Origin of the sequence: Bacillus cereus group sp. N14 (assembly GCF_016483555.1) — a bacterium.
In the GTDB taxonomy this organism is placed as follows: domain Bacteria; phylum Bacillota; class Bacilli; order Bacillales; family Bacillaceae_G; genus Bacillus_A; species Bacillus_A wiedmannii.
The window spans coordinates 1-23,964 of the sequence record NZ_JAEHBQ010000025.1 but is presented as its reverse complement, the minus strand read 5'-3'; the positions used below and the strand labels follow the sequence as shown (position 1 = coordinate 23,964).

Sequence of the window (23,964 nt, the reverse complement as noted above, 5' to 3'; positions counted from 1 at the left end):
GAGATTCCTGTTGAAATGTAAGAGAATAAGAGGTTTTTTGGAAGGGAAATGGAAGTGAACTGTCGAAGGGAGTAGAAACAGATTAAAGGTGGTGCTCTCATGAAACAGAAAGACGTGCAGACATGCTCTAATTGTGGTTCTCAAAATATAGGAGAAGGTGAGTTTGTCGGTTATGCACAAATACGGAAAAAGGAGACGATGTTCACATCTTCACCAGTAGATGCTTATATTTGTACAGATTGCGGGAATATCCTTTTATTAAAAGTGCGACATTACGAAAAGTTTAAGCAGAAGCCGTTATGATTCTTGAGCAGTGGTTTTATTAGGGAAGTTAATAAGAGTAATATTTTACATATATATGAGTATGCCTCAGATAAAGAGATGAAAACATATACTGTACATAGTTCGTTATATGACACATAAAAATATATAGAAGAAATTGTGAGAGAATAGGAGGAAGGAGAAACAGCCCCTCTTGGAATATTTCATATTAAAAACTCCTTTAAATAAATAAGGGAGTTTTTAGTTTTTTATAACAACAATTACCTTTAATTGTTATAATTGGTTATTAGGAGAGGGTGGTTTAGTAACGCCATAATCTTAGAAGAAAAATAGCTAAATCGTATACAAAACCGCTAAATAACACAATCGCAACCGTAAGTTGACAAAGTGCAACCGCAGAAAGATAGAGATAAGGGCAATGTTTATATACAATTTAGTTAAGAAAACAAAGGGGGGCACACATATGGGATTTGGTGAAAAGCTTTTTAAATTAAGAAAGGAAAAGGGCCTTTCTCAAGAAGCGTTAGCTGAGAAATTAAACACGACAAGGCAAGCGGTTAGTAAATGGGAAAATGGTCAAGGTTTTCCTGAAACTGAAAAGTTAATAATGATTGGAAATGTATTTGAAGTATCACTCGACTATTTATTAAAAGAAACAGCTGGGCAAAGTAATGAAAATGTGGATGGCTATTACGTAAGTAAGGAAATGGCAGAAGGGTATATAGTGTATGGACAAAAAATTTCTAAATATATCGCGTTAGGATTTAGCTTGCTCATTTTATCGACAATACCGTATTTACTATTTAAGGAAAGTGCAACAATGTCGACATTTCTTGTTATTATCATTGCTGTCCTTGGAATTGGAGCGATGATGGTACCTGTAACGATAGAAGAGAGTCGATACAATGTATTGACAAAGCAAGAACTATTATTTGATCAAAACTTTCTAAAAGAATTGACAAAAAGATATGCGACTATTAAGAAGAAGTATGCGGCAGTGATGATTGTTGGATTTTGTTTTATAGCAGCAGGCGCAATCCCGTTTTTGTTTGAGAAAAAGCATATCACTTCAGGAGAATTAGTGCAGTATTATCCGTACTGTGTTGTACTTATTGCGATTGGAGTCTATCTTTTTGTTCGTGTTGTAGGAGTGTGGGAGATGTATCGAATTTTAGTAGAAAATAAAGAATATAGCAATCGTATTATTTTTAAATTAAAAAAGAAAGTGAGAGATAAAGTGGATAATTTTTAATAGGAGAAAATCAATTTTATTAAAAGTTAAGATGGGAGTAAAATGATGTCAAACATTCTAGAAATTAAAAATTTAAGTAAATCATTTGGAAGCAAAGTTGTTTTAAAAGATGTTACATTCAATGTGCCATCAGGGGCAATTGTTGGATTCATTGGTGACAATGGGGCAGGTAAATCAACAACATTTAAAACAGTACTAGAATTAATTTTTAAAGATAGCGGTACAGTAAAAATATTTGGTGAAGAAAATATAAATAAAGATGCCAAGAATAAGGGGAAGATTGGAGTCGTATTTGATGCTATGAATCTACCGGCTCATCTTACAATAAAACAACTAAATAAGGTTTTTGAAAAGATGTTTGAATCTTGGGATAGAGAAAATTTTTACCGATTAGTTCATTCTTTCTCTTTACCTACTAATGAAAAAGTAGGTAGATTTTCCCGTGGAATGTCGATGAAACTATCTATAGTTGTTGCATTGTCGCATAATGCAAAATTATTAATTCTAGATGAAGCTACAGGAGGTCTTGATCCTTCATCTAGGGAGGAGGTGTTAGAGGAATTAAAAAGTTTTGTGAGTAAAAGTAATGGTGGTATATTACTTTCTTCTCATATTATGAGTGATGTAGAAAAAATCGCTAGCCACCTTATCGTTATAAAAGATGGAGAAATTTTATTGAATGAAGAAAAGGATAAGGTTTTGGACAATTATGCCATTGTAGATGTTAATGAGGAACAACTAACTTTAATCAACAAAGATATAGTTGTGGTGAAAAGGAATAATGGTTCTTATTTCAATGTACTTGTATCAGATGTGCATAAATTACCAAGTGGGATTGCTCATAGAACCATTTCGATAGAAGAAATAAGTGTTTTATTAACGAGGAGTGAAAAATAAATGAAAGGTTTATTATTGACAAACTATTATCTAGTGTATCGAACTTTCTTTATGTTCATGGGAATAGCGATATTAGGAGCGGGATTTGTTTTTTATTTTGGTAATGCTTCAATGTACCGTTTAATTGCTACGTTCATTATCTTATTTGCTGCGATTCCTGCACTTGAGGTTATTAAATATGAGAGTAAGTCGGGGTATGAAAAATATGTACTTACTTTACCGGTTACTAGAAATAATATTGTACAAAGTCACTATCTTTTCTATTTTTTAGTTGTAATTATTGGTACTTTATTATCGTATGGCATATTTTATGTACATGGTTTAGTTTCAGATACACCAATTGATGATGGTATATTTAAGAGTGTTTCTTTAGGGACGTTCATCATTCTTAATGCCGGAGCAATAGCTTATCCGCTTCTCTATGTTTTTGGAGCAGAAAAATCTGATGCTATTACAATTGGAGGCGCATGTGGGGGACTTGTTACTTATTTTGGATTACAAAGTGTAATTGGATATCTAATAGAACAATTTCCAATATCAAATTTAAATTCATCTGTATACGTTTCAATTCTATATACAATATTTGGCGTTATCATATATATCTTCTCTTATTTCATTTCGGTATTTATATATCGTAAGAAGGAATTTTAATATATTTTCTCTTAGTATTTTCTGAATTATTTCCAAAGAAATAATTCAGAAAATACAGAAAAATGTCGTAATCATTTGTAGAAGTCTGTTATAATAAACAAAAAATGAAAACGTTTTAAAGGGGGATGTAACCAATATGATGATGAATGTACCGCTAACAATTAGTTCTATGATGGAAAGAGCAGAGAAACTGTTTTCGAAGAAAGAAATTGTTTCACGGACACATGATACAGTTACGACGTTAACGTATAAGCAGTTAGGTGAAAGGACGAGAAGACTTTCAAGTGCGCTAAAAAAATTAGGAATTAAAGAAGGCGAGCGTATAGGAACGTTAGCGTGGAATCATCATCGACATGTGGAAGCGTATTTTGCTATTCCTGGTATTGCTTCCGTGTTACACACAATTAATATTCGTTTATCTCCTCAACATATTTCATATATTATTCAGCACGCAGAAGATCGAATTCTACTTATAGATGAAGATCTCGTACCACTTGTTGAAAATATTCAATCACAATTATCAACTGTACAAGCCTACATTATTATGACTGATAAAGATGAACTTCCCAATACTACGCTAGAACCTGTATATCATTATGAAAAGCTATTAGAAGAAGGCGATCCAACTTTCCAATTTGTAAAAGATATTGATGAAAATACACCTGCTGGTATGTGTTATACGTCAGCGACTACAGGAAACCCAAAAGGTGTTGTATATACGCATCGTAGTACGGTGTTGCACTGTATGGCACTCGGGTTAGCGGATACGACAGCTTTATCGGAAAGTGATGTAGCAATGGCGATTGTGCCAATGTTTCATGTGAACGCTTGGGGACTTCCTTTTGCTGCTACTTGGTTTGGGGCAAAACAAGTTCTTCCGGGGCCGATGTTTACTCCGAAAATTTTATTAGAAATGATTCAATCTGAAAAAGTAACGATAGCTGCGGGTGTGCCGACAATTTGGCTCGGTGTTTTACAAGAGTTAGAAAATAATAGTTATGATTTATCTAGTATGAGTCGAATAGTATGTGGAGGTGCAGCTGCACCGAAAAGTATTATTAAAGCATTTGAACAAAAATATAATGTTCCTTTCGTGCATGCATACGGTATGACTGAAACAAGTCCAGTAGTAACATTGGCACGCTTAAAAAGTTATGAAACAGAATTATCGTATGAAGAGCAATTAGAAATCCGATCAAAACAAGGATATCTTGTCCCTGGTGTAGAGATGAAAGTAGTCGGTACAAATGGTGAAGTGAAGTGGGATGGTACGGAGATGGGAGAATTATGTTTACGAGCGCCATGGATCGCTGAAAGCTATTATAACGATGAGCGTACGGTCGAAGGTTTTCGTGATGGTTGGTTATATACAGGAGATGTTGTCACAGTCGATGAGGAAGGCTGCGTAAAGATTGTTGACCGTACGAAAGATGTTATTAAAAGCGGAGGCGAGTGGATTTCCTCTGTTGACCTTGAAAATGCTTTAATGGCACATGATGCTATATTTGAAGCGGCCGTTGTTGCAGTTCCACACCCGCAATGGCAAGAGCGTCCGGTTGCCTGCGTTGTACAAAAGGCAAATAGCACTGTTACAAAAGAAGAACTATATGAATTTTTAAAACCACAGTTTGCGAAGTGGTGGTTACCAGACGATATTGTATTTATGCAGGAAATTCCGAAAACATCTGTTGGGAAGTTTTTAAAACAGGCGCTTCGGAAAGAACTTGAGCATTTGCATAAAGAGAAATAATTGAAAAAATATTTGTAAACCTATATTTGAAATAAGTTGACAAAGACTAAATAGAAAGATAATATAACTCCTATAATATGTTACCTAAAAATCATTTTAAGTTTACAAATAGGAGAAGCAAATATGAATACAAAAAACTTAGTTTTCGTCGCTTTATTTAGTTCTATTATGGGAGTGTTAGGATTAATACCCCCAATTGCTCTTGCTATTACACCAGTTCCGATTACATTACAATCACTCGGTGTTATGCTTGCTGGTGGATTGTTAGGATCACGTCTTGGTGCGTTAAGTCAGCTTATTTTCTTACTTATAGTTGGAGTTGGAGCACCATTACTTGCTGGTGGACGCGGTGGTCCAGGCGTATTTGTTGGGCCAAGTGCAGGATATTTACTTGGTTATATCGTTGGAGCGTTTGTCATTGGTTATTTAATTGAGCGTTTACGTGAAGTTTCTATAATAAAGGTATTATGTATTAATATAATTGGTGGTATTTTCGTAGTTTATGTATTTGGTATTATTGTACAAGCTTTCTTTATGGATGTTTCTATATGGCAGACGATGAAAGTAAGTGCCGTATTTTTACCAGGTGATTGCATAAAAGCGATTATATCAGCAATTCTTGTAACAAAATTACATCGTTCATTGAAACATATTATTACGCCTGCTCTCAAGAGTGGGAAATATACAAATGCGGGATAAGAAAGAGAAGAAACACGTTCATTGCGTGTTTCTTTTTATTATTTTGTAAAGAAAGGACGTCTCAAATGGGGATTACAAAAAAATATAAAAAGTATGCCTCTTTACAAACAAATAAAATAGCAATAAAGGAAAATGATCGAGTATTAACATTTAAAGAATGGTTTGAGTCAGTATGTAAAGTAGCAAACTGGTTGAATGAAAAAGAATCGCAGAATAAAACGATAGCAATTGTATTAGAAAATAGTATGGAGTTTTTACAACTATTTGCTGGTGCTGCTATGGCCGGATGGGTTTGTGTGCCGTTAGATATAAAGTGGAAACAGGATGAGCTCAAAGAAAGAATTGCGATCAGTAATCCGGCTATGATTGTGACAGAGCGATATAAGGTAAAGGATTTACCGGATAAAGAAGGAAGAGTAATTGAAATTGATGAGTGGAAAAGAATGATAGAGAACTCTCTGCCTGCATATGCCCCTGTAAAAGATGTACAACATGCTCCGTTTTATATGGGATTTACATCAGGATCGACTGGAAAGGCAAAAGCATTTTTACGTGCACAACAATCGTGGGTTCATAGTTTTGATTGCAATATACATGACTTTCATATGAAAAAAGAAGATTCTATTTTCATAGCTGGGACGCTCGTTCATTCTCTTTTTTTATACGGCGCAATAAGTGCATTATATGTAGGGCAAACGGTGCATATTATGAGAAAGTTTATTCCAGATCAAGTACTGGAAAAGTTAGAAACAGAAAATATTTCGGTCATGTATACAGTTCCGACAATGCTAGAATCTTTATATAAAGAAAAGAGAGTAATAGAAAATGGGATGAAAATTATTTCGTCAGGAGCGAAATGGGAAGCTGAAGCGAAAGAAAAAATAAAGAGTATATTTCCTTATGCGCAAAAATATGAATTTTACGGTGCATCGGAACTAAGTTTTGTAACAGCACTTGTTGATGAAGAGAGCGATAGAAGGCCAAATTCAGTAGGAAAACCTTGTCACAATGTTCAAGTTCGAATACGTAACGAAGCAGGAGAAGGAGTACAGAAAGGCGAGATAGGAACTGTTTATGTGAAAAGTGATCAGTTTTTTATGGGCTACATATTGGATAAGGTTTTAGTTCCAGAGTTGACTACGGATGGCTGGATGACAGTGCGAGATGTAGGTTATGAAGATGAAGAAGGCTTTATATACATAGTGGGTAGAGAGAAGAACATGATTTTATTTGGAGGAATTAATATTTTTCCAGAAGAAATAGAAAGTGTATTACATGAACACCCAGCTGTTGATGAAATAGTTGTAATTGGTGTGAAAGATAGTTACTGGGGTGAAAAACCTGTCGCCATCGTAAAAGGAAGTGCTACGAGGCAACAATTAAAAAGTTTTTGCTTACAACGATTATCCTCGTTTAAAATACCGAAAGAATGGCATTTTGTAGATGAAATACCGTATACAGATAGCGGGAAAATCGCTCGTATTGCAGCAAAAAATATGATTAAACACCGGGAGAAGATATATGAATAGAGCGGTTATTGTAGAAGCAAAAAGGACACCTATTGGTAAGAAGAATGGGATGTTTAAAGATTATGAAGTTCAGCAATTAGTAACGCCGCTTCTTACGTTTTTAAGTAAAGGAATTGAGAGAGAAATAGACGATGTTATATTAGGGAATGTTGTTGGGCCGGGAGGGAATGTTGCGAGATTATCTGCTTTAGAAGCAGGACTTGGCTATCATATTCCTGGTGTAACGATTGACCGGCAATGTGGTGCCGGATTGGAAGCGATTCGCACCGCGTGTCATTTCATTCAAGGCGGGGCAGGTAATTGTTATATTGCAGGAGGAGTAGAGAGTACAAGTACATCACCTTTTCAAAATAGAGCGCGATTTTCACCAGAAACAATTGGAGATCCTAATATGGGAGTAGCGGCTGAATATGTTGCAGAGCGTTATAATATAACGCGAGAAATGCAGGACGAGTATGCTTGTCTTAGTTATAAACGGACACTGCAAGCATTAGAAAATGGATATTTACAAGATGAAATATTTTCGTTTAATGGATCCTTAGACGAAGCTATAAAACGAGAAATGAAGTATGAAAGAATGATTAAAAGAACAAAGCCTGCATTTTTACAAAATGGTACAGTAACGGCAGGCAATTCGTGCGGTGTAAATGATGGGGCATGTGCCGTTCTTGTAATGGAAGAGGGGCAAGCCCGAAAATTAGGATACAAGCCTGTTCTTCGTTTCGTTCGTAGTGCTGTAGTTGGAGTGGATCCAAATCTTCCCGGGACGGGTCCGATATTTGCGGTGAACAAATTATTAAACGAAATGAATATGAAAGTAGAGGACATTGATTATTTTGAAATAAATGAAGCATTTGCTTCAAAGGTTGTTGCTTGTGCAAAGGAGTTACAAATTCCTTTCGAAAAATTAAATGTAAATGGTGGTGCAATTGCGCTCGGTCATCCGTACGGTGCATCTGGAGCTATGCTTGTGACACGTTTGTTTTATCAAGCGAAAAGAGAGCATATGAAGTATGGAATTGCGACGTTAGGAATTGGTGGTGGAATAGGGCTTGCGCTAATATTTGAGAAAGTAGAAGACTAGCAAGGAACTAGTTTTCTACTTTTTGAGGAACATAAGCATTACTACCAGGCTTTGCTTTGATTTCATTCCAAGCAGCGATAGCATCAGCTTTTGATTTTCCTTTATTATTTGGATCTTCGAAAAAATCGCGAGTGAAACGATTGTATTCAAACTGCGCGCTAATAGTTGTTTTGTATGTAGGATCTTTTTTTCGTTCGCTTTCTTCATACCAAAACGTTAGCGCGTCTTCATATGTTTTTCCGACATTCTCTTTAAAAAACTTTTGAAGAGCTACTGTAAAGCGGAAGTTTGTTCCGATTTTTTCTTTGAAAAAAGCACGAACTTCTTCGCTGCAGCGGTGATTGTTAGTAATAATTGTTTGAAGAGAAAGTTCTTTATAAGAGAGGGAAGCTTTACTCACCTTTTGACGAGAGCTGTTTTTTAATATTTTACCAGTATGTAAATAATGTGAGATACGCTCGGTTATTTCAATCTTAGAGCCACTAGCTGGCAAACCATGCTCACGACAAAATGTTTGGAGTTCTGCTTTTAACCAATAAAAGTTTTGGAAATCTTCAAGTGATATAGACTTTGTTAAAGGTGGACGCATAGATGTAACAACTTCTTTCTTCCATAATTTTCTTTAATTATAAAACATATGTTCTTTTTGTGGAAGGATTAATTTGTAAATATAACGGGAAGAGGAGATTACATATGGAAAGTGTAATGCAAGTTCGTGTTACGGGAATTTTAATTGAAGATGAAAGAGTATTGCTAGTAAAGCAAAAAGTTGCTAATCGTAATTGGTCTTTACCTGGGGGAAGGGTAGAGAATGGTGAAACGTTAGAAGAAGCGATGATTCGAGAAATGAGAGAAGAAACAGGATTAGAAGTTAAAATTAAGAAGCTACTCTATGTTTGTGATAAACCAGATGCTAGTCCATCTTTATTACATATTACGTTTCTGCTTGAAAGGATTGAAGGTGAAATTACGCTACCTTCTAATGAGTTTGATCATAATCCAATTCAAGATGTGCAAATGGTACCGATTAAAGATTTAAGTCAATATGGTTTTTCGGAAACTTTTATAACTCTTATAAGTGAAGGTTTTGCAAGTGCAGGGAGTTATCAAGGCTTGAAACAAAATATAGGCTTGTAAATATAGTTGAAGGATAGCAGTTAGCTATCCTTCATAAACATGTTTTATACTGCCGACTGTAAAGAAGAAACAAGCTGATTTAAAAACTTGTCCCCAGTCATAAGCGCTTTTCCGCCGCCGCGCGCACTCTTTTTATTTCCGCCACCTTTTCCCTCAATTGTAGGAAGTGCCTCTTTTAAAAGAGCATTCATATCGAGCGTGACTGTTTTTCCACAAGCGAGGATGCATTGTAGTTTGTCCTCATTTTCAATAACGAAATATGTAATGGCATGCTCTTGTTGTTCTGTAATAATGGCAGAAAGCTTTGCGATTTCTTGCATAGAACGATTTGTAAATACTTTAGAAATAAGTATGCCGGCATGTATTTCCGTAGGCTGTTGAAGTAGTTCATTTGCCTCTGCAAATAATAATTTTTCATTCATTGTTTGTATTGCTTTTTCATTTTCTTTTTGAGAAGTAAGAAGTTGTGCTACTTTTTCTGGAATATCACTCTCGCTACTGTTTAATTGTTTAGAAACATCCTTTATAATTTGTTGCTGATGCCCCATTAACTTTAGTGTGCGCCAGCCAGCGATAAACGTTAATCGTATGCCACCTTTATTGCGTTCCCAGCTAAGCACTTGTATAGGCCCTACTTCACCTGTACGTTTCGGATGCGTTCCGCCACAGCCGTTGTAGTCGTAATTTTCGATAATTACAACACGTATATTTTCTGATAAAGTCGGTTCTTTACGAAGGGGTAATGCTTTTGCTTCTTCTAAGTTCATCCACAGGGGGCGGATTGGATGGTTTTCAAATACAATTTTGTTTGCAATGTGTACTGCTTTTTCAACCGTTTCCGCATGAAGATTTTCTGTTTCTAAATCAATTGTTACCGTTTCTTTTCCGAGATGGAATCCAATCGTAGGTATGTTAAAATGGTCCCAAAAAGCAGCAGATAAAATGTGCTGAGCCGCATGTTGCTGCATATGATCAAAACGGCGCTCCCAATTGATTTTACCTTCTACTTCTTCTGTATGTAATTTTTCTACAATGAAGTGAAGAATTTCTCCATGTACCTCTTCTACATTGATTACATCGATATCATTTAATGTGCCAGTATCATGCGGTTGTCCGCCACCTGTCGGATAAAATGCGGTCTCGTTTAAAACGACGTATAAGTTACCGTCTTTATCATAATCTTGCTTTATAACTTTTGTAGTAAAGTCTTGCTTATAAGCGTCAGTGTAATATAATTTTTGCTCCAATTTTCTTTCCCCTTTCGCGTTCACTAGTTTCATTGTAAAGCAATTGAAATTAGTTTCCTAATATTTCAGAAGAAAGAAACTATTTTTAGAATTTTCTTGCTATAATAAGAAAAAGAAAATGCGGGGGTGGAATGAATATGTTATATGAAAACGGCGTAGATAAACTTCTTAGTTTAAGCAAAAATATTTCTGAATTGTATCGAGAATTAAATGAAATGACCCGGATTTTAACGGATTGTAATCGAGAAAGTGTAAAGTTTGATCGGTTATATGTAAAAGAGTTACTGTGGAAGAAAGAAGATGTAATAGAGAAATATGACCAGCTGCTTGTACAACTTTGTATAAATGAATGCTTTGATTTAAAAAGTGTCATTACAGGAGAATATAAGTATACATACGAAGAAGTAGAAAGCATAGTTTTACAATTTAATGAAACGTATAATGTCGCGATTTTAATTAAAGATGTTTGTAAGGAATTACAGTTTACATATGGAATTGATATGGACATAACGAGAACAGCTCGGGTACAAACATCTCAAGTATAAAAAGGGAAAAGAAAGCAGATCCTTTGCTTTCTTTTTTTTGTAGGAAAAGGGAGAGTAGGTTAGAGATGAAGGGGAAGTTACAACAGATTCATCCGCTTGGAATGACAATTATAATAGGTACTTTATTTGCGAGGTTCGCCACGTCAATGAGTATTCCTTTTTTAGCAATTTATTTAACGACTGTTAAAGGCGTATCGGCTGGAATGACGGGTGCTATTATCGGAACGAGTGCACTTGTTGGAGTGTTTGCTAGTTTTATCGGAGGGAATTTATCGGATCGATTCGGCCGAAACATGATTATAATATGGTCCATGATCGTTTGGGTGTTTGTATTTATAGGTTTTTCATTTGCAAATCATGTTTTAAGTTTCTTTTTATTAAATGCTTTAAATGGATTATGTCGATCTTTTTTTGAGCCGACGTCAAGAGCATTATTATCAGATTTAACGAAACCAGAGTATCGTTTACTCGTATATAATTTGCGTTACGGTGCAATAAATGTTGGAGTAGCGATTGGCCCACTTGTCGGGTTACAGATTGGAAGTGCAAAATCTACAATTCCTTTTTTAGTAGCAGCTGGAGTATACATTCTATATACAGCTATATTAGCGTTCCAATTTAAAAAGTATCCAATTGAAAAAAAGAAAGTAAATACAGAAAAGCCTGTCACAATGTTAAATGCAGTTCGTATATTGCGAAAGGATGTCGTATTTTTAGTTGCTTTAGTCGGTATTATTTTGAGTAATTGTGGCTTTTCACACTTAACGACAACAGTATCTCAATATTTTGCAAATGCACATATATTTCAGGATGGAGTGACATTGTTTTCGTATATATTAGCTTTAAATGCGATTGTTGTAGTCGTAATTCAATACCCTGTTATTCAAATATGTAAAAAGTATACACCGTTAACATCAATTATGGTGGGAACTTTATTTGTGAGCGGAGGATTGTTTGGATTTGGAATAGTAGAATCTACGCTAGGTGCTGCTGTCTGCACAATTATTTTTACAATTGGAGAAGTTTTAATGTTTTCCATGACAGATGTATTTATTGATGATATAGCTGTTTCACATTTAAAAGGAACATATTTTGGAGCAATGGGATTTTCAGGGATTGGAGCAGTAATTGGTCCATGGTTTGGGGGAGTGCTTCTCGATTACTACGGGTATCAAAATGGGTTTGTAGTATTTTCAGCACTAGCTATATTTTCAACTGTAGCATTTCCTGTACTTGTAGTTACAAAAGGTTTATTGAAAAAAAGATATGATAGAAATTGTAATTTAGAATTACATGCGAAATAAAATAAGCCCCAGCAGATGACTGGGGCTTATTTTTGTATTTATCCCGCATTTGCGGGCAGTAAAACTCCCATTGATTAAAGCTTTACTTTATTTTAATTCTCAATTTGAAAAAGAACTTTTTTTTCATGTTTATTAGCAACTTCATTTTTGGAAATATGAATGGCTAAATATCCATTCTCTAAGCAGGCTAGCATCTTCTTATAAATAATAGTAGCGGGTAAAGGAATGATCCGTTGCAAAGAACTATTATTATGAAGTATGCAAATATTTAGGCCTGTCTCCATCTTTTTAATAACTACATTTTGTTCGGATACATTTGGTACATCTGTTTCCAAAATGTACTCTTGTTCAGTTTCGCAAAGATCAATATGAATTTGATTTGGGAAACTAAAGTTACTACAAGAATCAGAACAAAATTGATCCATCCATTCTTCGAAACCATCAACATGAAAAAGACAATCCTTCTTTTTCTTGCCCATGTAAGACACCCTCCGTAAAATCTCAATTCATACTATGTTATGCATGAATGAAGTAGGGGTGAAGAATAAATGGAAAAATATAAACATTGTATGTGGCAAAGGTAGCTAGTGTGAGCCTTTTGTTTTACATATCATGATGTGCATGATTTTTTTGGCGTGAATGGTTACGGTTTTTTACTTTATGAGATCCGCTTAATGGTTCAGGTTGTCCCTTTTTTTCTTTCGCTTCACGATTGTTTTTTCCCATTGTATGTGACACCTCCTCTTTATCTTTAGAATGAGAGAAGTTTGCAAATTTATACGAGAATGTTTTTAGAAAAAAAGGTAAAGATAAATGGGACTAACTATTATGGAAAGGGGATTATATAATGCCATATCATAAAGATAAACAACAAGCTTTTCAAGCAGCGCAGCAAGGAGTTACACAAGCAGAACATGCATTTAACAACATTGTGAAAAATGATCCAAACTACGGTCATGATCTAAAAGAATTACGCCAAGAGGTTCAGGAAGCGTATGAACAGATTCAAAATGCGTTAGAAGTAGCTTCAGAAACACAACGTCCACAACTTGAGCAATACGAAAATAATCTCCAAAACATTATGCGAAATGTAGATCAATTAGAAAAGTAAATGAGGTTGTTGTGTATTCGACAACCTCCTACTTTAATGAACATTATGCTAAAACAGAAAATTTTTTTAGTGGTTTTTTCTTTATTATGCGCAGTACATATATTTCAAGTGGAAAAAGTGGAAGCGAAAATGTTGCTCAGAAAAGAGCTAGAACCAACTGGCTATGTAACATGGGAAGTACCTAATAATGAAAAGATTATTGCCATTACATTTGATGATGGACCAGATCCGACTTATACAACACAAATTTTACATTTATTACGTCAATATAAAGCAGAAGCGACTTTTTTTATGATTGGATTTCGAGTTCAGCGTAATCCATATTTAGTGAAACAAGTGTTAAAAGAGGGACATGAAATTGGAAATCATACGATGAACCATTTGTATGCGAGTAATTCATCAGATGAAAAATTAGAAAATGATATTTTAGATGGAAAGAAATTTTTTAAAAAATGGGTGAAAGAACCTTTACTATTCCGTCCGCCTGGCGGATATATTAACGATGCTGTATTTAAAACAGCGAAAGAAGCTGGTTATCAAACTGTTCTATGGTCGTGGCATCAAGATCCACGTGATTGGGCGAATCCAGGGGTTGAATCCATTGTAAATCATGTAGTGAAAAATGCTAAAAGTGGAGATATTGTATTATTACATGATGGAGGAAATGATCGTAGTCAAACAGTAGCAGCGCTAGCAAAAATTTTACCTGAGCTGAAAAAACAAGGATATCGATTTGTAACGGTTTCGGAATTACTACGTTATAAACATTAGAAAAAATCCCAAAAGGAAAATATGCCTTTTGGGATTTTTCGTTACTGGTTCTTTTTACGTTTTTTATTATTTTGTCGCTCTGCTGGAGTTAAAGGTTCGTTTGCAAATTCTTCATTGTAACCAGTTGCTTGTCCTTGTGCAGATGCTGCATTCATTCCTGAAATAGTATGATTTGCTTTTCTTTTACCCATTTTATTTCACCTCTATAATATTTTTTGTATGTTGAATGATGAGCAGTTCATAGTATGTATGAACTGTAAGTAAAGCACTAATAGAGCACTTTACTTTATGGTAATAGTATTCATAAGGAGCGTGAACACTATTCAAATTTAGAAACATAAAGAAAACTTATGATAATCTATAAGTTTCTTATTATTTACTTATTTAGAAAGTTGTAATAAGATATTATCGTAAGGTATTGAAAAGTTTGTCTACATTTTATATTCAGACAACTTAGCCACGTTTAACAGGGGGGAAACATAATGGTCAAACATAATCCATTTCAATCACGTGCAACTTTTGAAGTAGATGGAAAAACGTATCATTATTATGATTTGAAAGCGCTTGAAAATACAGGGGTTGGCAACGTATCTCAATTACCATATTCCGTGAAAGTTTTACTTGAATCAGTACTTCGTCAAGTAGACGGACGTGTAATTACAGAAGAACATGTTACAAATTTAGCGAAATGGGGAACGAAAGATGTGCAAGATATCGATGTTCCATTTAAACCATCTCGTGTAATTTTACAAGATTTCACTGGTGTTCCAGCTGTTGTAGATTTGGCTTCGCTTCGTAAAGCAATGGCAGATATGGGCGGGGATCCTGATAAAATTAATCCAGAAATTACTGTAGACCTTGTAATTGACCACTCTGTACAGGTTGATAGAGCGGGTACGGCAGACGCGCTTGCATTCAACATGGACTTAGAGTTTAAACGTAATGAAGAACGTTATAAATTTTTAAGCTGGGCACAAAAATCATTTGATAACTATCGCGCAGTGCCACCAGCTACAGGTATTGTACACCAAGTAAACCTTGAATATTTAGCACCAGTTGTTCATGCTGTGAAAAATGCTGAAGGTGACTTAGTTGCATACCCAGATTCATTAGTTGGAACAGACTCACATACAACAATGATTAACGGTATCGGCGTTCTTGGATGGGGCGTTGGTGGTATTGAAGCGGAAGCAGGAATGCTTGGACAGCCTTCATACTTCCCAGTACCTGAAGTAATCGGTGTGAAATTAACTGGTACACTTCCAAGTGGTACTACAGCAACTGACGTTGCATTAAAAGTAACACAAGTATTACGTCAAAAAGGTGTAGTTGGTAAATTCGTTGAGTTCTTCGGTAATGGACTAAAGAGCATGCCTTTAGCTGACCGTGCAACAATTTCAAACATGGCACCAGAATACGGTGCAACTTGTGGATTCTTCCCAATTGACGATATTTCATTAGAATACTTACGTTTAACAGGTAGAGATGAAGAGCAAATTCGCATTGTTGAAGAATACTGTAAAGCAAATGGTTTATTCTATACAGCAGACAGCAAAGATCCAATTTACACTGATCTTGTTGAAATTGATTTAAATACAATCGAATCTAACCTTTCTGGACCGAAACGCCCACAAGATTTAATTCCACTTTCAGATATGAAAGATGCGTTCCATAAAGCTGTTGTAGCACCAGTTGGAACACAAGGACTTGGATTTAATGAGCAAGAGTTCGATAAAGAAGTGAAGGTTACATTAGAAGATAAAGAAGTAACGATGAAAACAGGTGCAATTGCAATCGCTGCAATTACAAGCTGTACAAATACATCAAACCCATACGTATTAATTGGGGCAGGTTTAGTTGCGAAGAAAGCAATTGAAAAAGGGCTTGTAGTACCTGAGTACGTAAAAACATCATTAGCACCAGGATCTAAAGTTGTTACTGAGTACTTAGATAAATCAGGTTTAACGACATATTTAGATCAATTAGGTTTCCAAACAGTTGGTTACGGTTGTACGACTTGTATCGGTAACTCTGGTCCGTTAGCAGAGGAATTAGAAGAAGCAATCGCAGCAAACGATTTATTAGTAACATCTGTTTTATCTGGTAACCGTAACTTTGAAGGTCGTATTCATCCACTTGTAAAAGCAAACTACTTAGCATCACCACCACTTGTTGTGGCATATGCACTTGCAGGTACTGTTGATATTGACCTGAAAAATGATGCAATCGGTAAAGATGCAAATGGCAATGCTGTTTACTTCAAGGACATTTGGCCATCAGCTAAAGAAATTGAAGATGTAGTTCAAAACGTTGTTACATCTGAACTGTTCAAGAAAGAATATGCACAAGTATTTAACAGCAATGAGCGCTGGAATGAAATCCAAACTTCAAATGAAGCTTTATATACTTGGGATAATGATTCAACTTATATTCAAAACCCACCGTTCTTTGAAGGATTATCTAAAGAGCCAGGTGAAGTTGAAACGTTATCAGATTTACGCATAGTTGGTAAATTTGGAGACTCTGTAACGACAGACCATATTTCACCAGCAGGTTCAATTGGTAAGCATACACCAGCAGGACGCTACTTATTAGAAAACGGCGTACAACCTGTTGACTTTAACTCTTACGGTTCTCGTCGTGGTAACCACGAAGTTATGATGCGTGGTACATTCGCGAACATCCGTATTAAAAACCAAATCGCACCAGGAACAGAAGGCGGATACACAACATATTGGCCAACTGGTGAAGTAACATCAATCTATGATGCTGCTATGAAATATAAAGAAGATGGCACAGGTCTTCTAGTTGTTGCTGGTAAAGATTACGGTATGGGAAGTTCTCGTGACTGGGCTGCGAAAGGTACAAACTTATTAGGTATTAAAGCAGTAATCGCAGAAAGCTTCGAACGTATTCACCGTAGTAACCTAGTATTAATGGGTGTATTACCACTTCAATTTAAAGATGGCGATAGCGCTGAAACGTTAGGTCTTGTTGGTAACGAGTCATTTGAAATTCAAATTGACAAAACAGTTAGACCACGTGATCTTGTAAAAGTAGTTGCAACTGATGCAGATGGCAACGAAAAACAATTTGAAGTAGTAGCTCGTTTCGATAGTGAAGTTGAAATTGACTACTACCGTCACGGTGGTATCCTACAAATGGTTCTTCGTGAGAAAATCGAAGAGTCAAAAGTGTCGAACTAAATAATTGAAATGAACGATAAGGAAGCTAACAACTGTTAGCTTCCTTATTTTATGGAAAGGGATGAAACCATTTGGTTTCATCCCTTTCTTTTTACTATAAAAATGGAGGGAACATCATGAAAGAATATAAAAGAATATTGTTACCGTTACAGAAAGAAAAATTATTAGTAATAGCAGCTGTATGTAGTGGATGCTTTGCTGCTATTTTAAATTTATCTCGTCCACTATTCATGGGATTAATTGTAGATAACCTTATTCAACGAGAGTTAAAGGAGGCGTATCTTTACATTACTTTGTTTGCAGCTAGCCGCTTGTTGATGTGGGTGAACAATCTTTCATTTGATTATGTAAGTTCAAAAGCGAGTCAGCAAATATTACGAGAGAAGCGTATAGAGGTATTGCGTCATTTCTTCTCATTACCGTTTGAAGAGAGTGAGAAGATTAAGGGAGGAGAGTTAGAGACATTAGTCGTGTCTGATATTCCGAACTGGGTCAGATTATATGGATCCATATTAATAGAATATATACACGCTATTGCCCAATTTATTGGTGCACTCATAGCACTACAACATATAGATATGCAGTTCATATTGTGGGTAACTCCGTTTTTATTTTTAAGTGCAACGGTTCCGATGTTGGCGGGAAAAAAGGTAAGAAACATTGCAAGCATTGCTCAAAAGAATCAATCAAGTGTTGTAGAGATGGTGTCACAGTTTGTAAAAGGAGCACAAGATTTACGTAGTTTGCAAAAAGAGAGCTGGGCAATTGGCTTATTTAAAGGAGTGACAGTAAAATCTTATAAAGCAGAAGTAAAGAAGACGATGATGCAACATTGCATTGGAGTAGTTGGAACAGTGATTGAAACAGGAGCATATATCGTTGTTCTCATTATAGGTGCGCAAAAAATAATGCAGGGCGAAATGGAAGTTGGTTCACTTGTTGCAGTGTTAGCTACAATAGAGATGCTCTTTTTCCCTGTCCGCTATGTGGGAGATTTATTAATGATGACACAAGTTGCAGTTGCTTCGGCAAGTAGAGTTTTCTTCTTTTTAGATAAACGAGTGGCAAATAGTCATGTAGAAAGAGCGATGGGGATGACGGTAACGAATGTTTCATTTCAGGAGAGTGATGAAGAGAAATGTAGGATAAAAAACATTGATTTGCAAATTAATCCTGGTGAACTCGTTATGATTGTGGGAGAAAGTGGTGCAGGAAAGACGACGATTTTAAAATTAATGACAGGTTTGTATAAACCATCTAACGGTAGCATTGTTTATTATGGTAATGAGGCTCGTATGGCTACAGTGTGGCAAGAACCTCGTTTCTTTCGGACCACAGTAAAAGAGAATGTGCATTTCGGAGAAGAGTATTTAGAAAATCAATTAGAAAAAAATATTGAACTTGTAAATGTGAAATCGATTATTAGAGATTTATCAGAAGGGATTGAAACTGTACTACATAAAAGCGGAGAAGAGTTTTCGGGAGGGGAAAGGAAACGTCTTGCATTATTACGTGCCATTGTTTCAAATCCGAATCTTATTATTTTAGATGAACCGACTGCGGGATTAGATTCGAGCAATCAAGAAACTGTTTGGAATATGATAGAAGGATTAGGAAGAGATGTAACACGAATTGTGGCAACACATGATGTAGAGAAAGCGATACTAGCAGATCGTGTTGTCATAATGAGAGAAGGAAGTATTGTTGCATGTGGAAGTCCTGAAAAATTAATAAATAGTCATTCGTTTTGCAAGTGATGTGAATAAAGATAAGAGTACCGCTCTTATCTTTATTCAGCGTCATCTATTTGATACTCGATAGATTCCGAGTGATTCAGATCAACGTTAAAAGTAGCGGTCATAAGGAAAGTGGCAATTCCGAGGATTACAAAAAGGACGAATGAGATTAGAGAGACGTAGAGACAAATACGCCCTATTTTCTTTTTTTCAAGATCTTTACTAAAGAGTGAAATGATCCATGTAATAATACCGATTGGGTATAAAAGAAAACTAAGAATATATAATGTTATTTTTTCGAATGAATTCATAAACGATCCCCCTTTTGTTAAAGATTATATAAGAAAGTAAAAAGGTGAATGGGTCGATAAGAAGATAAGCGGCACTTCATTTGTTTTTCTAATTATATGATAAAAAGGAAAAAATTGCACTTTAAATAAGAATATTCTAATTATTTTGACTGTGAATATTTCCAAGCTTGTCCGTATAAGCTAAAATAAGGTATATAGTATTTGGGTAATTAGGTTAATAAGAAGATAAATACGTTAGGGTGATATAAAATGTGGCGGAAGCTTACGATTATTGTAGTGTTACTTTGTTTAGCGGGATATGCAGCTTATGAACAGTTTGGTAAAAAAGACCAGGCGGTACAAGGGGAGCAAGAAAAAAGTGAAGCTGCTATGAAAGAGATGATTGCAAGTAATGGTATTGAAATAGGGAAGAGTGCACCAGACTTTGCATTAACGAAGTTAGATGGAACGAATGTAAAGTTATCGGATTTAAAAGGAAAGAAAGTAATTTTAAACTTTTGGGCAACGTGGTGTGGACCTTGCCAGCAAGAAATGCCTGATATGGAAGCTTTCTATAAAGAACATAAAGAAAACGTAGAAATTTTAGCAATAAATTATACGCCTTCAGAAAAGGGTGGGGGAGTAGAAAAGGTAAGCAATTTTGCTAAGGAAAAAGGAATTACTTTTCCTATTTTATTGGACAAGAACATTGATGTGACAACAGCGTATAAAGTAATTACGATTCCAACTTCGTATTTTATAGATACGAAAGGTGTCATTCAAGATAAGTTCATTGGACCGATGACGCAAAAAGAGATGGAGAAAAGGGTTGCTAAATTAAAATAATGGTGAAAAGGTAGAGGTGGAGAGTTCCCATTTCTGCCTTTTCTTTTTCAAGTAGTAATAACTTCATGATATGATGTAAGAAATATAAACGTTTAGAGATAAAGGAGTGTATGGAGTGGGGAATGTATCCTTACCGTTAGATTATGTTGTAATTGATTTTGAAACAACAGGATTTAACCCTTATAATGATAAAATTATTCAAGTTGCAGCGGTGAAATATCGTAATCATGAACTAGTAGATCAATTTGTTTCCTATGTGAATCCAGAGCGTTCAATTCCGGACCGAATAACGAGTTTAACAGGTATTACAAATTATCGTGTTTCAGATGCACCGACGATTGAAGAAGTATTACCTTTATTTTTAGCATTTTTACATACAAATGTAATTGTCGCTCATAATGCATCTTTTGATATGCGCTTTTTGAAAAGTAATGTAAATATGCTTGGGTTACCGGAACCTAAAAATAAAGTGATTGATACTGTGTTTTTAGCAAAGAAATATATGAAGCACGCGCCAAATCATAAACTTGAAACGTTAAAGCGAATGCTTGGAATTCGTTTAAGTTCTCATAATGCATTTGATGATTGTATTACGTGTGCAGTTGTTTATCAAAAATGTGCATCTATTGAAGAAGAAACAAACAGGAAATCGAATACGGAAGTACTTGATGAAACAGCAGTATATGAAGCAGTAAAAAAGATACTTGTACGAAATAAACGTGATATCGAATGGATTCGTTGTATGAATGTAGGAAGCTATGTAGACATAAAAGCTTTTTACCCAGTTATGAGAATAAAAGTAAGAGGGAGAAAGAAATATGTATTAACAGAGATATTAGAAGATGATGTGAAAGAAATATGTACGAGTTTAAATTGTGAACCCGCGTTAAAAAGTGAAGTTGGTAATACGAGAATTATGCTTAATAGCTTAGAGGATGTCCTGAAATTAGAAAGTTATATTTTAGGACAGTATGATTTCGTACTGCAAGCGCTAAGTGAGTATAAACAAAGTGAAATGAATGCAGATGAAAAGCTAAAAGAATATTTAAATATAATGGTATAAAAAACTCCGTGTACAAGAAGTTGTACACGGAGTTTTTTTAGGAGTACTAAAACATAAAATTTTCTTACAAATCTGATTAAAGAGTTTTTCATTTGCTCATACTATGTATAGTAAGAATGCGAAGGAGAGAGGGTGAACAGCATGAGAAGAAGTCGCCGTAAATCATTTGACGAACTTGTGAAAGAAAATAAACAACAATTATTAAGTGATCGTGATGCAATTGATCGCATTGAAGAGCGCATTGAAAAACGTTATGAAATGAAACTTTTTAAGCAAGCTGAATAATTCTTAACACTAGTACGATACTAGTGTTAAGGAGGCGATAGTAATGGGTAATCCGAAAAAGAATTCAAAAGACTTTGCACCGAATCATATTGGAACACAATCAAAAAAAGCTGGTGGCAATAAAGGAAAGCAAATGCAAGACCAAACAGGCAAACAACCGATTGTTGATAACGGTTAAAAAAGGGAGAATGTTGTCATTCTTCTTTTTGTGACGGATTTTTAATAGTCAAAAAGGGCTGACTTATGTCAGCCCTTTTTCGTAATCGTAAAATTTTCAACGAGTAAACGCCAATTTTGCGGGAATGGTAAGCCAATCTTCCAGTAACTAATACCGCCTATACCTTGTTCTTTCATTAAATTGAATTTGCTTTGAACAGACCGTGAATCTTCAAACCAAACTTCGTGTTGAACACCATTTTCATCAAAATAATTAAAATGAGGAGCTTGGGCTGTGAAATCATAACGAATAGGAACATTATATTTACGAGCTAGTGCAACAGCTGCGACAGAGCTAATTGCTTTTGCGGGTGGATTTCCTTGTTTAAATGGAAGCTTCCAATCAAACCCGTATAAATTTTGCCCCATCATAATTTTTTGGGGAGGCATTTGAGATTTTGCATATTGAAGTACTTCTTTCACCGGACCGATAGGAGAAATCGCCATCGGTGGCCCGCCCTGCCATCCCCAGTCATATGTCATAATGACGACGAAATCAACAATCTGCCCTTGCGCTTTATAATCGTGAGCTTCGAAAAATTTTCCCTTTTGATTTGAACTTGTTTTCGGTACGAGAGTTGTGCTCAATGTGTACCCGCTAGGTAAGCGTGTTTTTACATTTCGTAAAAAACGATTATACGCTTCGCGGTCTTCAGGTGCTACACTCTCGAAATCGAAATGAATGTCTCGCATGCCATATTTCTCAGCTGTTTGCAAAATGTTAGTAATAAATTTGTTTTGAATCGTTGCGTCGCGTAAAATAACCGATGTTAGATCGGCACTGAAATTACCATTTTCAATATTTGTAATAACGAGCATAGGGATTGTTTTACCTTGCGTTGCAATATTAGCGATTTTAGCTGTTTCAGTAGGTTCTTTTAATGTGCCATCTCTTTTTGCCTCAAAACTAAAATAAGCTAAGTATGTTAAGAATGGATTGATGGCACGTGTAGCATTAACTAAACTCTCTTTAATCGGTATAGTGGAAGGCTGTAAATAAGCGATGGATTCTACAGCTCGTTTTGTACCTTTTGGTACGTATAATTGTTGTCCGACATGGAGAATAGATTTTAAAGATAAATTATTAACTTTAGCTAAACTAGCGAGGGGGACATTATATGTTTGAGAAATTCGATATAGGCTGTCACCAGGCTGTACATAATAATTATTCCCTTTCGTATTAACGATAAGTGCCTGACCAACAACGAGTGTTTCAGCTGGATTTAATCCATTGTCCTTTACTATTTCATCAGGTGTTGATCCATACTTTGATGCCAAGCTATATACGCTATCACCGCTACGAACAGTTACAATTTGAATCATATGCTTGCTCCTTTCAGTAAAAGATTCACTGTTTTTATTTTATTTTTGATTTCACTGTATTATGATTAAATGTATGCAAGGTAGCAGAAGTGAAAGAAGGGAAGAAACAGTTAGTGTATATCTACAAAAATATATAATTAGTGATAAAATATTTGTAGATGAAAAATTGTCGCCGGGGTAAAGTAGTTTCATGGGATGAAAAATATGAAAGTATATTCAATTGGTGATTTTGCAAAAAAGGCAGGTAGGATAGAACAAACTAATTGCCATCTTCAAGGGGAAATAAGCTAAGAAGATGGTTAAGGGGTTGCTGGAAAATGATGCTTGCGAAGAAAGTGAGAATCAAGCCGAATAAAGAACAAGAATTGCAACTTTGGAAATCTGTTGGTACGGCAAGATGGGCTTATAATTGGACACTGGCGAAGCAAGAAGAGAATTACAAGAATGGCGGAAAGTTCATATCAGACGGTTTTTTACGGAAAGAATTAACTGTATTAAAGCAGACTGAAGAATATGCTTGGTTGTACGATGTTTCAAATAATATAGCCAAACAAGCGATTAAAGATGCTTGTGAAGCATATAAGCGATTTTTCAAGGGACTGGCTGATAAACCACGATTCAAAAGCAGAAGGAAAGCAAACCTCTCTTTTTACAATGATAATGTCAAGTTAAAAGTAAAAGAAAAACAAGTTTTGATTGAGAAAGTTGGTTGGGTAAAAACATCCGAAAAGTTACCTGTA

Annotated in this window: 27 protein-coding genes; 20 read left to right on the top strand and 7 right to left on the bottom strand. The window is 35.4% G+C overall.

Going from position 1 to position 23,964, the window contains the following annotated elements; all coding sequences use genetic code 11:
- Window positions 1–99 precede the first annotated feature (99 nt).
- The 8 genes from JDS82_RS24925 (at window position 100) to JDS82_RS24890 (ending at window position 8,144) form a co-directional block, all read left to right on the top strand.
- A complete protein-coding gene (locus JDS82_RS24925; protein WP_000810209.1) occupies window positions 100–303 on the top strand; it encodes a hypothetical protein in 204 nt (67 codons plus the stop codon).
- 442 nt (window positions 304–745) lie between these two features.
- Entirely contained in the window at window positions 746–1,534 is a 789-nt protein-coding gene (locus tag JDS82_RS24920; RefSeq protein WP_000505630.1) for a helix-turn-helix domain-containing protein, read from the top strand.
- Window positions 1,535–1,579: 45 nt separating this feature from the next.
- Window positions 1,580–2,431, top strand: a complete 852-nt coding sequence (locus tag JDS82_RS24915) for an ABC transporter ATP-binding protein (protein WP_064449860.1) — start codon at window positions 1,580–1,582, stop codon at window positions 2,429–2,431.
- On the top strand, window positions 2,432–3,082 hold the full coding sequence (locus JDS82_RS24910) for an ABC-2 transporter permease (RefSeq protein ID WP_048562571.1): 651 nt from the start codon (window positions 2,432–2,434) through the stop codon (window positions 3,080–3,082).
- 136 nt (window positions 3,083–3,218) lie between these two features.
- Window positions 3,219–4,832, top strand: coding sequence for a long-chain fatty acid--CoA ligase (locus JDS82_RS24905; protein WP_064449861.1), 1,614 nt, complete (start codon window positions 3,219–3,221; stop codon window positions 4,830–4,832).
- Between the two features lie 123 nt (window positions 4,833–4,955).
- Window positions 4,956–5,531, top strand: coding sequence for a biotin transporter BioY (locus tag JDS82_RS24900; RefSeq protein WP_001093322.1), 576 nt, complete (start codon window positions 4,956–4,958; stop codon window positions 5,529–5,531).
- 65 nt (window positions 5,532–5,596) lie between these two features.
- Window positions 5,597–7,060, top strand: a complete 1,464-nt coding sequence (locus JDS82_RS24895) for an acyl-CoA synthetase (RefSeq protein WP_048565887.1) — start codon at window positions 5,597–5,599, stop codon at window positions 7,058–7,060.
- Window positions 7,053–8,144: an acetyl-CoA C-acyltransferase gene (locus JDS82_RS24890; protein WP_001077975.1), complete on the top strand. Its 1,092-nt coding sequence runs from the start codon at window positions 7,053–7,055 to the stop codon at window positions 8,142–8,144. Before JDS82_RS24895 ends, JDS82_RS24890 begins: the two co-directional genes overlap by 8 nt.
- 7 nt (window positions 8,145–8,151) lie before the next feature.
- On the opposite strand, the gene JDS82_RS24885 is transcribed toward JDS82_RS24890, so the two are convergent.
- Window positions 8,152–8,733, bottom strand: coding sequence for a DUF6434 domain-containing protein (locus tag JDS82_RS24885; RefSeq protein ID WP_199714131.1), 582 nt, complete (start codon window positions 8,731–8,733; stop codon window positions 8,152–8,154).
- Between the two features lie 104 nt (window positions 8,734–8,837).
- On the opposite strand from JDS82_RS24885, the gene JDS82_RS24880 reads away from it, so the two are divergent.
- A complete protein-coding gene (locus JDS82_RS24880) occupies window positions 8,838–9,281 on the top strand; it encodes an NUDIX hydrolase (protein ID WP_048565889.1) in 444 nt (147 codons plus the stop codon).
- Between the two features lie 44 nt (window positions 9,282–9,325).
- Here JDS82_RS24880 and JDS82_RS24875 read toward each other — a convergent pair whose 3' ends face one another.
- Complete coding sequence (locus tag JDS82_RS24875; protein ID WP_000435904.1) at window positions 9,326–10,528, bottom strand: serine-tRNA(Ala) deacylase AlaX; 1,203 nt, start codon at window positions 10,526–10,528, stop codon at window positions 9,326–9,328.
- 137 nt (window positions 10,529–10,665) lie between these two features.
- On the opposite strand from JDS82_RS24875, the gene JDS82_RS24870 reads away from it, so the two are divergent.
- Both JDS82_RS24870 and JDS82_RS24865 read left to right on the top strand, forming a co-directional pair.
- Complete coding sequence (locus tag JDS82_RS24870; protein WP_048565890.1) at window positions 10,666–11,073, top strand: hypothetical protein; 408 nt, start codon at window positions 10,666–10,668, stop codon at window positions 11,071–11,073.
- A 65-nt stretch (window positions 11,074–11,138) separates the two neighbouring features.
- Window positions 11,139–12,377: an MDR family MFS transporter gene (locus JDS82_RS24865; protein WP_000676841.1), complete on the top strand. Its 1,239-nt coding sequence runs from the start codon at window positions 11,139–11,141 to the stop codon at window positions 12,375–12,377.
- Between the two features lie 92 nt (window positions 12,378–12,469).
- On the opposite strand, the gene JDS82_RS24860 is transcribed toward JDS82_RS24865, so the two are convergent.
- Together JDS82_RS24860 and JDS82_RS24855 are read right to left on the bottom strand one after the other, a co-directional pair.
- The gene (locus JDS82_RS24860; protein ID WP_000516738.1) at window positions 12,470–12,856 is read right to left on the bottom strand and encodes an Hsp20/alpha crystallin family protein; all 387 of its coding nucleotides are present in this window, start codon (window positions 12,854–12,856) and stop codon (window positions 12,470–12,472) included.
- 124 nt (window positions 12,857–12,980) lie between these two features.
- The gene (locus tag JDS82_RS24855) at window positions 12,981–13,103 is read right to left on the bottom strand and encodes a small acid-soluble spore protein P (RefSeq protein WP_000517650.1); all 123 of its coding nucleotides are present in this window, start codon (window positions 13,101–13,103) and stop codon (window positions 12,981–12,983) included.
- A gap of 121 nt (window positions 13,104–13,224) precedes the next feature.
- Here JDS82_RS24855 and JDS82_RS24850 point away from each other — a divergent pair, with 121 nt between their 5' ends.
- Together JDS82_RS24850 and pdaB are read left to right on the top strand one after the other, a co-directional pair.
- Window positions 13,225–13,488 (top strand): hypothetical protein, encoded by a 264-nt coding sequence (locus tag JDS82_RS24850; protein ID WP_001146292.1) that lies wholly within the window; start codon window positions 13,225–13,227, stop codon window positions 13,486–13,488.
- A gap of 45 nt (window positions 13,489–13,533) precedes the next feature.
- The gene (gene pdaB / locus JDS82_RS24845; RefSeq protein WP_096001630.1) at window positions 13,534–14,259 is read left to right on the top strand and encodes a polysaccharide deacetylase family sporulation protein PdaB; all 726 of its coding nucleotides are present in this window, start codon (window positions 13,534–13,536) and stop codon (window positions 14,257–14,259) included.
- 41 nt (window positions 14,260–14,300) lie between these two features.
- Here pdaB and sspO read toward each other — a convergent pair whose 3' ends face one another.
- Window positions 14,301–14,450, bottom strand: a complete 150-nt coding sequence (gene sspO, locus JDS82_RS24840; RefSeq protein ID WP_000518050.1) for a small acid-soluble spore protein O — start codon at window positions 14,448–14,450, stop codon at window positions 14,301–14,303.
- Window positions 14,451–14,741: 291 nt separating this feature from the next.
- Here sspO and acnA point away from each other — a divergent pair, with 291 nt between their 5' ends.
- Together acnA and JDS82_RS24830 are read left to right on the top strand one after the other, a co-directional pair.
- Entirely contained in the window at window positions 14,742–17,465 is a 2,724-nt protein-coding gene (gene acnA / locus JDS82_RS24835; RefSeq protein ID WP_064057576.1) for an aconitate hydratase AcnA, read from the top strand.
- 116 nt (window positions 17,466–17,581) lie between these two features.
- Entirely contained in the window at window positions 17,582–19,222 is a 1,641-nt protein-coding gene (locus tag JDS82_RS24830; protein WP_064469923.1) for an ABC transporter ATP-binding protein, read from the top strand.
- Between the two features lie 32 nt (window positions 19,223–19,254).
- Here the strand turns inward: JDS82_RS24830 and JDS82_RS24825 are convergent, their stop codons facing one another.
- A complete protein-coding gene (locus JDS82_RS24825) occupies window positions 19,255–19,512 on the bottom strand; it encodes a hypothetical protein (protein WP_001083870.1) in 258 nt (85 codons plus the stop codon).
- A 249-nt stretch (window positions 19,513–19,761) separates the two neighbouring features.
- Here JDS82_RS24825 and JDS82_RS24820 point away from each other — a divergent pair, with 249 nt between their 5' ends.
- From JDS82_RS24820 to sspN, 4 genes are all read left to right on the top strand, one after another.
- On the top strand, window positions 19,762–20,337 hold the full coding sequence (locus JDS82_RS24820) for a redoxin domain-containing protein (RefSeq protein WP_000269058.1): 576 nt from the start codon (window positions 19,762–19,764) through the stop codon (window positions 20,335–20,337).
- A gap of 115 nt (window positions 20,338–20,452) precedes the next feature.
- A complete protein-coding gene (locus JDS82_RS24815; RefSeq protein WP_048565893.1) occupies window positions 20,453–21,400 on the top strand; it encodes a 3'-5' exonuclease in 948 nt (315 codons plus the stop codon).
- A 141-nt stretch (window positions 21,401–21,541) separates the two neighbouring features.
- Window positions 21,542–21,685: an FbpB family small basic protein gene (locus JDS82_RS24810; protein WP_001254697.1), complete on the top strand. Its 144-nt coding sequence runs from the start codon at window positions 21,542–21,544 to the stop codon at window positions 21,683–21,685.
- Between the two features lie 43 nt (window positions 21,686–21,728).
- Window positions 21,729–21,863, top strand: coding sequence for an acid-soluble spore protein SspN (gene sspN / locus JDS82_RS24805; protein ID WP_000527987.1), 135 nt, complete (start codon window positions 21,729–21,731; stop codon window positions 21,861–21,863).
- A 68-nt stretch (window positions 21,864–21,931) separates the two neighbouring features.
- Here sspN and JDS82_RS24800 read toward each other — a convergent pair whose 3' ends face one another.
- Complete coding sequence (locus JDS82_RS24800) at window positions 21,932–23,224, bottom strand: glycoside hydrolase family 18 protein (protein WP_000614855.1); 1,293 nt, start codon at window positions 23,222–23,224, stop codon at window positions 21,932–21,934.
- A 317-nt stretch (window positions 23,225–23,541) separates the two neighbouring features.
- Here JDS82_RS24800 and JDS82_RS24795 point away from each other — a divergent pair.
- The coding region (locus JDS82_RS24795) for an RNA-guided endonuclease InsQ/TnpB family protein (protein WP_199714130.1) at window positions 23,542–23,964 on the top strand (423 nt) is incomplete at its 3' end.

Coding starts and splice junctions, on each gene's coding strand:
- JDS82_RS24850 (WP_001146292.1), top strand. CDS start 13,225: ATGCCATATCATAAAGATAAACAACAAGCTTTTCAAGCAGCGCAGCAA.
- JDS82_RS24900 (WP_001093322.1), top strand. CDS start 4,956: ATGAATACAAAAAACTTAGTTTTCGTCGCTTTATTTAGTTCTATTATG.
- JDS82_RS24925 (WP_000810209.1), top strand. CDS start 100: ATGAAACAGAAAGACGTGCAGACATGCTCTAATTGTGGTTCTCAAAAT.
- JDS82_RS24855 (WP_000517650.1), bottom strand. CDS start 13,103: ATGGGAAAAAACAATCGTGAAGCGAAAGAAAAAAAGGGACAACCTGAA.
- pdaB (WP_096001630.1), top strand. CDS start 13,534: ATGCTAAAACAGAAAATTTTTTTAGTGGTTTTTTCTTTATTATGCGCA.
- JDS82_RS24830 (WP_064469923.1), top strand. CDS start 17,582: ATGAAAGAATATAAAAGAATATTGTTACCGTTACAGAAAGAAAAATTA.
- JDS82_RS24890 (WP_001077975.1), top strand. CDS start 7,053: ATGAATAGAGCGGTTATTGTAGAAGCAAAAAGGACACCTATTGGTAAG.
- sspN (WP_000527987.1), top strand. CDS start 21,729: ATGGGTAATCCGAAAAAGAATTCAAAAGACTTTGCACCGAATCATATT.
- JDS82_RS24885 (WP_199714131.1), bottom strand. CDS start 8,733: ATGCGTCCACCTTTAACAAAGTCTATATCACTTGAAGATTTCCAAAAC.
- JDS82_RS24825 (WP_001083870.1), bottom strand. CDS start 19,512: ATGAATTCATTCGAAAAAATAACATTATATATTCTTAGTTTTCTTTTA.
- sspO (WP_000518050.1), bottom strand. CDS start 14,450: ATGGGTAAAAGAAAAGCAAATCATACTATTTCAGGAATGAATGCAGCA.
- JDS82_RS24905 (WP_064449861.1), top strand. CDS start 3,219: ATGATGATGAATGTACCGCTAACAATTAGTTCTATGATGGAAAGAGCA.
- JDS82_RS24865 (WP_000676841.1), top strand. CDS start 11,139: ATGAAGGGGAAGTTACAACAGATTCATCCGCTTGGAATGACAATTATA.
- JDS82_RS24800 (WP_000614855.1), bottom strand. CDS start 23,224: ATGATTCAAATTGTAACTGTTCGTAGCGGTGATAGCGTATATAGCTTG.
- JDS82_RS24860 (WP_000516738.1), bottom strand. CDS start 12,856: ATGGGCAAGAAAAAGAAGGATTGTCTTTTTCATGTTGATGGTTTCGAA.
- JDS82_RS24870 (WP_048565890.1), top strand. CDS start 10,666: ATGTTATATGAAAACGGCGTAGATAAACTTCTTAGTTTAAGCAAAAAT.
- JDS82_RS24910 (WP_048562571.1), top strand. CDS start 2,432: ATGAAAGGTTTATTATTGACAAACTATTATCTAGTGTATCGAACTTTC.
- JDS82_RS24920 (WP_000505630.1), top strand. CDS start 746: ATGGGATTTGGTGAAAAGCTTTTTAAATTAAGAAAGGAAAAGGGCCTT.
- JDS82_RS24895 (WP_048565887.1), top strand. CDS start 5,597: ATGGGGATTACAAAAAAATATAAAAAGTATGCCTCTTTACAAACAAAT.
- JDS82_RS24915 (WP_064449860.1), top strand. CDS start 1,580: ATGTCAAACATTCTAGAAATTAAAAATTTAAGTAAATCATTTGGAAGC.
- JDS82_RS24880 (WP_048565889.1), top strand. CDS start 8,838: ATGGAAAGTGTAATGCAAGTTCGTGTTACGGGAATTTTAATTGAAGAT.
- JDS82_RS24820 (WP_000269058.1), top strand. CDS start 19,762: ATGTGGCGGAAGCTTACGATTATTGTAGTGTTACTTTGTTTAGCGGGA.
- acnA (WP_064057576.1), top strand. CDS start 14,742: ATGGTCAAACATAATCCATTTCAATCACGTGCAACTTTTGAAGTAGAT.
- JDS82_RS24810 (WP_001254697.1), top strand. CDS start 21,542: ATGAGAAGAAGTCGCCGTAAATCATTTGACGAACTTGTGAAAGAAAAT.